This is a genomic window from Synechococcus sp. R6-5, assembly GCF_047461775.1.
Lineage (GTDB): Bacteria > Cyanobacteriota > Cyanobacteriia > Thermostichales > Thermostichaceae > Thermostichus.
On record NZ_JANSHV010000192.1, the window covers coordinates 1 to 4,460 of the forward strand.

Consider the following 4,460-nt stretch of genomic DNA (forward strand, 5'->3'; position numbering starts at 1 on the left):
GTCCTTTCGCGGTAGCGGGACGGAGTCCCCTTGGGATCCCGGTGGCAACAAGATATCAAGATTTAAGACTGCGATTATGGCTTCCCGCAAGAATCAACTGGCTATTGACAATGACGAGCTGATGCGTCGGGTAGAGGCTCTGATCAACGCTTCCAAAAATCGCTATCGCATCACGGTACAGGTGGCCAACCGCGCCAAGCGCCGCCGCTACGAGGATCCGGATGATATAGAAGATGGCTGGATGAAGCCAATCCGCCGCGCTGTCATCGAAATGTCGGATGAACTGACTGAGCCGGAAATCATCGGCGATGAGTAGTCACTAGACTTGCGGCCTGCTGGCGCGACCGCCCTGTTGAAACTGCTAGCCGGCTGAGCGGCTAAGGGTAGAAGCTTTCGGCAGCCGCCTATTTTGTCAATTTGTCAAGTCGTTTGCAACGGGATCCCTTTCCCGCAGGCGAGCCTCGAGCCGCGATTCCATTAGGTGCAGCAGGCGGTGGGTCTCCTCTGGGCTGAGACCCTGGATGCGCATCTCCAAGGGGCTGTGGAACCAGAGGGTCTGCTGTGGGAAAGGAATCTGGATCCCTGCTTGGTCGAAGGCGTGTTTGAGGCGACGGCGGTATTCCCGCGCCACCCTCCACTGCTGCAGAGGCTGCACCTTGATCCAAATGCGCAGCGTGATCCCCCGCTCCCCCAGATCATCGACACCGTGCATTTCGGGGGGCTCGAGGATTTTTTCCCGCCAAGCTGGCTCCCGGTACATCTGCAGAGCCACCTGCTCGGTGATGCGTATTGCCTGTTCCAGATCGTTTTCATAGGCAATCATGATCCCCAGATCCACCCGTGACCAGCCGTTGGAGAGGTTCTCCACCACCCGGATGGCACTGTTGGGGATAGAGATCAAGCTGCCTTCGGTGTTGCGCAACTGGGTTAGCCGCAGATCCATGTGTTCCACAAGGCCGCCCCGCCCGTCCACCACGATCACATCCCCTTCGGCAAATTGATCTTCAATTAAAATCAACAGCCCATTGATCACATCTTTAATCAGATCCTGAGCAGCCAAGGAAATCCCCAGCCCAATAAAGCCCAGGCTGGCCACTAAGGGGCCAATATTGACCCCCACCGAGGCCAGGCCAGCCAGGGATCCAAGCAAAACCAGGGTAGTGGCTGCAGCTCCTTTAGAGACGCTGGCAAAGGTGCTGAGGCGTTTGCTGAGGCGATAGGTGGGGGCATTTTGCTCTTGGCGCAGGGCAGCAAAGAGGTTATCCAGTACCAGTCCACTCAGCCAAACACTGCCATAGGTGGCCAGGCCCACCCCTGTCAACCGCAACAGAGGGCCGCGCAGCGAAACCAGGAAAAACGTTTGCAGGGGTCGCGTTTGTGGGAAAAGGCCCAAGCTCACCCCAACTCCGCCCACCCACAGGCCAATTTGCACCAGGCGCAGCAGGCGAATTTGCAGCTCTAAATAGGATTCCTGCCGTTTGCGTCCGGCCTGTTGTTCGACCAAGACGGGATCCACGCCCGGCTGCTCTTCCCCCGCTAGGCGCTCCTGAATCTCTGCTTGGATGGCCTGGTATTCCGTCTGCAGGGCATCGCGTTTTTGCTGCAGCCGTCGCCGTTTTCGCTGGCAGAGCTGGCTCAGGCTCCCTACCACAGCCAGGATGCCGAGGGCAATCACCGCTTGGCGGCGCAAAAATTGAGGCTGCCGCTCCCGTTGCGAGGTGCGCAGCGCTTCCTCGACAATGCCGGCTACTTGCTCAGCCCAGTCCATGGGTTGGGCGCCCTGGAATTGGGCATCGAGGGAGGTGATGGTCAGCAAATGTCGCCCATTCACCCGGATAACAGGCTGGTTGGTCTGGCCGTCTAGGGTGACTTCAACCTGCAGCGCCTCTGGATCGAATCCGGCGCTGGCCAACTGGTGCAGGGTTTGTTCAATGGAGCGTACCCGCTGCAACACCGGCGGCAGGCTGCCGGGATCCCCCTGGGGAGCAGTAACCACAAACAAATGCCGCCCATCCAGCGTCACGGCCTTCGCCTGGATAGAAGAGGTGGGGAGGCTAAGCGCTTGCCGCAGCTCTTCTAGGGCATCCAAACGGTTGAGCAAAGGCAGGTTGGGGGCGGTGCCGTTGTTTTCAGCAGTTTCCTGCCCCCATGCGGGCCCGCTTATGGGGGATAGGGCAAGAGATGCACTGAAAAGGAGAGGCCAAAACAGGGATCCCGTTTTCCCCGGCTTCGGCTTGTCTACCGATCGCAGTTTGTGCAGCATGAGCCGTTCGCGTCAGCGGTGCGAAGCACTTGAACAACCTCACTCCAGAAAGAAGAAGGCAATCCCAAGGATGGCGTAGGTGGCCAAGAGCAGTAGCCCTTCCAGCCAGTTGGATCGCCCATCGCTGCTAACGGAATTGATCAGCAGCACCGAGACGGCAATGGCCACCAACTCTACCATGCCGAAGTTGAAGTTCATGGGCTGATGCAGCACATCCCCGGCCAGCACCAGCAGAGGTGCCACAAACAGGGCAATTTGCATCGTCGAGCCCAGCGCCACCGAGAAGGAGAGATCCATCTTGTCTTTCATGGCCACCGTGATCGCCGTCGCATGCTCTGCCGCGTTGCCGATGATCGGCAACAAAATCACCCCCATAAACAGCGGCGTCATGTGAAAGTGTTCCAGCGTATCCTCTAGAGTGCTCACCAACAGTTCCGACTCCAGCGCCACCAGCACCGTCAACCCCAAGAGGATCAGCACCCAAAACCCCAAACCGGCCCGCTCAGGTGGAGCCGTCAGCACTTGGGGAATGGATCCCTCCGCCTGCAAAACCGGATTGGGGGCCAGGCGACTGGCCGCCTCATCTTCTGCGGCTTCCGCTTCGTGAAGGGTGTAGAGGTAGCTGTGGGTTTTGAGGGAAAACAGCAAAGTAAGACCGTAAACCCCGATCAGCACCAGGGCTACCGCCGTGGATAGCTCTTGGATGGAGATCTCCCCCAAGTTGGCATCGGCATAGGTGACCACACTGGGCAAGATCAAGGCCACCACCGCCAGGTTCATCACCGAGGCATTCATGCGGGCCACCTCGGGTCGAAAGCTCTGCTCCCGAAACTTGATCCCGCCCAAAAACATGGCCAAGCCGGTCACCAGGAGCAGGTTACTGATGATCGCGCCGGTGATGGAGGCTTTTACCACATCCACCAGCCCCGCCCGCAGTGCCACCAAGCCGATGATTAACTCCGCCGCATTGCCAAAGGTGGCGTTGATCAGCCCCCCGACTGTCGGCCCTGTCAAGGCTGCAATCTCTTCCGTGGCCTGACCCATAAACTTTGCCAAGGCCACCACCGCCAAAGCCGCACAGAGGAAGACCAGGTTGGGATCCCAGCCCCGGAAGTGCCCCACCCAAGATAGGGGAACCCCCAACAGCAGCAGGAACATTATGCTGTTCAGACCTCTCTGCCAACCTGCCGCAGAGCGATCCGGCGAAACCAAAGGATTTGCGTTAGCCAGGGTCATGGTTCACAAGGGGAGAAAAGGTAGCGACGATGGAGGCTGTTTGGGTTTCGGGGAGCCAGATCCCCCATGGCCAGGAGTGACCATCTCCAAGAGTCTAACGGCTGCGAGGGGAGGTTGGATAGGTGCTGCTGGCTAGAGGGAGATAACCCGGTTGCGCTGCAACTGCCGGGCGATCTCGGCTCCCAATTGATCGGACAGATGCTGGGGATCGGCGATTTTCAAAAAACTGCTGCCCTCTACCTCAAAGGGAAAGGATCCCTCGATGCCGTCGCGGGGGAGTTGTACCAGCAGCAATTGTTCAGGGCGCTTCGATTGCAGGGCATAGCCCAACTCCAGACAGACCTGGGGGCTGGGTAGGGGACGCCCCCGGCCATTCACCTGCACAGGGGTTACATCGGCCACCACCAGCAGCGCGTGCTTGAGCTTGCGAATCAAGGCCGCATCGATGAGCGGGGTCTCAGCCTCAGCGGGAAGGGATCCCTGCAGCTGTAGGGGCACAACCGGCCCGTGGTTGCGATTGAGGGTCTCTACCACGGCTTGCAATGCCCGGTGCAGAGTGGCGCTGGAGTCGGGGTAATCCGATTGGCCGCAGAAGTAGATGACCGGCTCGGTCATGTTCAGGGTGGCCCGCTTATTAAAGTAGATCTCACGGCTGATCAAATCGAGGTTGGAGATGCTGTAGGCGCCGCTGCCTTCAATGTAAAACTCCACCAGCTCTCCTTCCAGGTAGCGCTGCCACCATACGGAAGCCTTCACCTGCTCCACATCGTCGAGAAAGTCGGCCCGCATCGCCGTTTTCAAGAGGCCGGTACGGCTTAGGCGCAGGTCGGGGGCCCTCTGTTGGACTTGAGAAGCAGACAACACCGAATCCAAATACCAGGCTTTCAGGACGATGATCGCCATGGGATCCCTCTGCGCTCAGCCTTAAAGGTACGTGACATACTCCCACACTCATGCTGAC

The 4,460-nt window shown here is 58.9% G+C and carries 4 protein-coding genes; 1 reads left to right on the forward strand and 3 read right to left on the reverse strand.

The window, feature by feature from the left end:
• Nucleotides 1-76 precede the first annotated feature (76 nt).
• Complete coding sequence (locus NW818_RS10405; protein ID WP_011433877.1) at nucleotides 77-316, forward strand: DNA-directed RNA polymerase subunit omega; 240 nt, start codon at nucleotides 77-79, stop codon at nucleotides 314-316.
• Nucleotides 317-412: 96 nt separating this feature from the next.
• Here NW818_RS10405 and NW818_RS10410 read toward each other — a convergent pair whose 3' ends face one another.
• From NW818_RS10410 to NW818_RS10420, 3 genes are all read right to left on the reverse strand, one after another.
• Nucleotides 413-2,263: a mechanosensitive ion channel family protein gene (locus tag NW818_RS10410; protein WP_414424503.1), complete on the reverse strand. Its 1,851-nt coding sequence runs from the start codon at nucleotides 2,261-2,263 to the stop codon at nucleotides 413-415.
• A gap of 39 nt (nucleotides 2,264-2,302) precedes the next feature.
• Nucleotides 2,303-3,421: a calcium/proton exchanger gene (gene cax / locus NW818_RS10415; protein WP_414424504.1), complete on the reverse strand. Its 1,119-nt coding sequence runs from the start codon at nucleotides 3,419-3,421 to the stop codon at nucleotides 2,303-2,305.
• Nucleotides 3,422-3,631: 210 nt separating this feature from the next.
• Nucleotides 3,632-4,402 (reverse strand): hypothetical protein, encoded by a 771-nt coding sequence (locus NW818_RS10420; protein ID WP_414329723.1) that lies wholly within the window; start codon nucleotides 4,400-4,402, stop codon nucleotides 3,632-3,634.
• Between the last annotated feature and the right edge of the window lie 58 nt (nucleotides 4,403-4,460).

Excerpts from the sequence above, each read along its gene's own strand:
- NW818_RS10405 (WP_011433877.1), top strand. The coding sequence starts at position 77 with ATGGCTTCCCGCAAGAATCAACTGGCTATTGACAATGACGAGCTGATG.
- NW818_RS10410 (WP_414424503.1), bottom strand. The coding sequence starts at position 2,263 with ATGCTGCACAAACTGCGATCGGTAGACAAGCCGAAGCCGGGGAAAACG.
- NW818_RS10420 (WP_414329723.1), bottom strand. The coding sequence starts at position 4,402 with ATGGCGATCATCGTCCTGAAAGCCTGGTATTTGGATTCGGTGTTGTCT.
- cax (WP_414424504.1), bottom strand. The coding sequence starts at position 3,421 with ATGTTCCTGCTGCTGTTGGGGGTTCCCCTATCTTGGGTGGGGCACTTC.